The 3,637-nt window shown below is 59.6% G+C and carries 3 protein-coding genes; all 3 read left to right on the forward strand.

Annotated features, from left to right (window positions below):
* Window positions 1-916 (forward strand): tannase/feruloyl esterase family alpha/beta hydrolase (locus JNL55_RS27950; protein WP_293862460.1); only part of this gene is annotated, 916 nt, incomplete at its 5' end.
* Window positions 917-932: 16 nt separating this feature from the next.
* On the forward strand, window positions 933-2,474 hold the full coding sequence (locus JNL55_RS27955) for a tannase/feruloyl esterase family alpha/beta hydrolase (protein ID WP_293862463.1): 1,542 nt from the start codon (window positions 933-935) through the stop codon (window positions 2,472-2,474).
* 291 nt (window positions 2,475-2,765) lie between these two features.
* On the forward strand, window positions 2,766-3,637 hold an 872-nt coding region (locus JNL55_RS27960), incomplete at its 3' end, for a TonB-dependent receptor plug domain-containing protein (protein WP_293862466.1).

Here is a 3,637-nt window from a genome sequence, read left to right on the forward strand (position 1 = left end):
CACTCTGTGGTCGGGTGTGTCCAATGTGGATGCGGCCGGTAAGCAGATTCTCGATCAATCCGCAGCCGCGACATTGAATCGGGCCGCGGTGGCGGCATGCGATGCCGCGGACGGATTGAAGGATGGACAGATTGGAGACCCGCGTCAGTGCAAGTTCGATCCCGCTGCATTGACATGTAAGGTCGGTCAACGCGGTGGCTGCTTGAGTGCGGCTCAAGTCGATGCGGCGAAGAAGATCTACGCTGGCCCAGTCGACTCGCGCGGTCGCGCCATTCATGTGAGTGGCTTGCCGTTGGGGTCCGAGTTGGCTTGGGCAGGGCGCATCATCGCGGCCGATCGTCGGCAGGCCACGAATGTGACGAGCATGATCGATTGGTTTCGTTACCTGGCGCATCCCATCGATGCGGGACCATCCTGGCAGTTGCAACAGCTCGATTGGGACGCAGATCCGAATCGCAGCGGCGGCCTCGCTGCCGTCTACAGTGCCAACAGTTCCGACCTGCGTGATTTCGCCGCGCGCGGTGGGAAGATGATTCATTACCAGGGTTGGCAAGATCCATCGGTCACGCCGCTGGAGTCTGTGGATTATTTCGAGACTGCCACGCGCTCCGTCGGTGGACTCGCCAACGTCCAGCGCTTCTATCGAGTGTTCATGATTCCTGGTTTGCAGCACTGCTCGGGTGGCCCGGGGGCGACGGACATCGATCTGCTGACGCATCTGGAGCAGTGGGTCGAGCACGGCAAAACGCCGGATGTGCTCATCGGCAAGGGGGTCACGGCGAATGGCAAGGCATTCTCGCGGCCACATTTCCCCTATCCGGATTCGGCGCGCTACCAGCGCGGCGATCAGAACGATGCGCGAAGTTTCGAGCGTGTCCTGGGTGACAAGTCATTCGAAACTCGACCGCTGCGCTAGCACGAAGAGAATCAACATGAACACAAATCATATGCGGACTCTGCTTGCAGCCCTGATCTGGGTCGCAGCAGCGACGGCGAATGCGGGCACTGACGACATGGCCGAGCGCTGCGCGGCGCTCACGGGTAAGAAGTTCGAGAACATACCCGACGCTCCAACGGTGATCTCCGGCGCGAAGCTGACGACTCAGCCGGGCGCGCCTGAGTACTGTGAGGTTTCAGGATATATCGCGCCTCAGATCGGCATTTACATGCGACTGCCGACGCAGCAGTGGAATGGCAAGTTGATGGTGGTCGGTTGCGGCGCCATGTGCGGAACACCGCCGCGACCCGGCAACTACTATGACATCGGTGTGAAGCAAGGCTACGCCGTCATCTTCACGGATATGGGACATCACAGCGGCAGTGGTGGCGGTACCGATGGCATGTGGGGTTACAACAACCTCATCGCCAAAATGGATTTCGGTTTCCGTTCCACGCACGTGACCACGGTGGTCGGCAAGACGATGGTCGCGGACTTTTACGGCAAGCCGCAGCGCTATGCTTATTTCCAGGGCTGTTCGATCGGTGGACGCTCGGGTTTGATGGCTGCGCAGCGCTATCCCGATGACTTCGACGGCATCATCGCCGGCGCGCCGGCCAACGTATACGCGACTGGGAGTGTGCAGCAGATCTGGGCAGCGCTGGCCAACCAGAATCCCGATGGCACTCCGATCTTGAAGCGCGCCGATGTCGAGGTGCTGCACAAAGGAGCGATTGCCAACTGCGATGCGGTAGACGGTCTTCAGGACGGCTTGATCGACGATCCTCGCCAATGCAAGTTCGATCCAGGCGTGCTCGAGTGCAAGGGCGGAGCGACGCAGGCTTGTTTGACTCCGCAAATGGTGTCGGTGGCGCGCCGGATTTACGGCGGGCCGCTCAGCTCCAGCGGTGAGCGATTGCACGTTGGGGCCCCGGAAGTGGGTTCCGAGATGAAGTGGCCTGGCAGTCTGACTGACGATACGACTCGACCGAGCGCGGCGTTGCCGTTCGCCAGCGAGAAACTGCGTTATCTGACGTTCTTCGCAGATCCGGGGCCGGGCTGGCAGGCGCGCGATTTCGATTGGGATCAAGATCGCGACCGCGCCCGTGGACTCGACATTCTGTACGCATCCGTCAATCCGGATCTGCGCAAGTTCAAAGCCAAGGGCGGCAAGTTGATTCAGTATCATGGCTGGGACGATGAGACCGTCGTGCCGATGAACTCGGTCGACTATTACGAGCTCACCGCACGTACCATGGGCGGCAAGACGGCGACGGAAGAGTTCTTTCGGTTGTTCATGATCCCTGCGATGGGGCATTGCAGTGGTGGCACCGGTGCTACGCACGTCGACTATCTTGAAGCACTGGAGAATTGGGTGGAAAAGGGACAGGCGCCTGACCGCGTACTCGGCAAGAACATCAAAGGTGGTCGTGTCGAATTCACGCGCCCGCATTTTCCGTATCCCGATGTCGCGCGCTACATGGGTACTGGAGATGTAAAGCAGGCGGAGAATTTCAAGCGGGTAACGCCACCCTAAGTCAGTCGTTTTCTACGCTGCGACGTCACTTGACGTTGCGATGATCAAGGCGCGCGCAGTCCTGACTGCGCGCGCTTTTTTTATGGGCAGTGGTGCAGCCAGGACGCAGAGGTGGTGACTTTTTCGCTGATGACCGTCAAAGTCTTTTATTGAAGAATAATACAATGATATAAAGTTTCCGCGGTCGGCAGCTCGAGACTGGCGCGAGAATGCTGTACGGCAGACGAAGAATGAGGGGACACAACTTAAGAGGGCTGGCCGATGCGATGTCATGTATCTGGGGCTTTGACGATGACCGTTTCACTGTTCGCAATCGCAGCGCAAGCCGATACCGGCGCGCAGCCTGCGTCGGATGGCGAAGTGCTCGACAGCATTGTCGTGTCCGGCTCACGGTTGCCAAGGGACTTGTCATCCGTGCCAGGTTCGGTGACGGTGCTGGACGCCGAGGACATCGAGAAACAGCGGGCGGTCACCAATGATCTGACCAGCATTTTGCAAATGACCGTTCCGGGCCTGGGCGTGAGCTCGTTTCCGAACTGGGGCACCAGTGATCAAACGCTACGCGGTCGCAAGCCCGCGGTCGCCATCGACGGCGTGCCCACAACCACGCCGCTGCGAGATGGCGGTCGCGACCTTCGCACAGTAGCGCCTTCGGCAGTCGAGCGTATCGAGGTGATTCGTGGCTCCACGGCCATCTACGGACTCGGCGGTGCCGGCGGTCTCATCAACTATGTGACCAAGATGCCGGGGGAAGGCCCGCCGGAATTCTTCACCGAGATTGGCAGTACCTTCTCACTGACCCATTTCGAGGACAGTTTCAACGGTTTCCTGGAGCAAGGCGCCAGTGGGCGCGTCGGTCGCTTCACCTTCGTCGGTTCCGCCTCGTACGAAAAGTTCTCATCGCTGTACGACTCGGACGGCGACCTCATGCCGCCCGACCCGAACCGACAAGGCGGCGTTGCGGATAATGAGATCTACAGTGTGTTCGGCAAGGTGGGCTACGACCTAACGGATGCGCAGCGCATCCAGTTCTCGGTGGTCAAGTATCGCGCTGAACAGGATACCGATCATCGTGCCGGCGTTGGGCAGTACTTGGTTACCAAGACGCCGGCGCTCGATGGCAAAGATCCGCGTGAACACAATCAGTTTGTCGACAACATGAT

Origin of the sequence: Steroidobacter sp. (assembly GCF_016790065.1) — a bacterium.
Lineage (GTDB): Bacteria > Pseudomonadota > Gammaproteobacteria > Steroidobacterales > Steroidobacteraceae > Steroidobacter.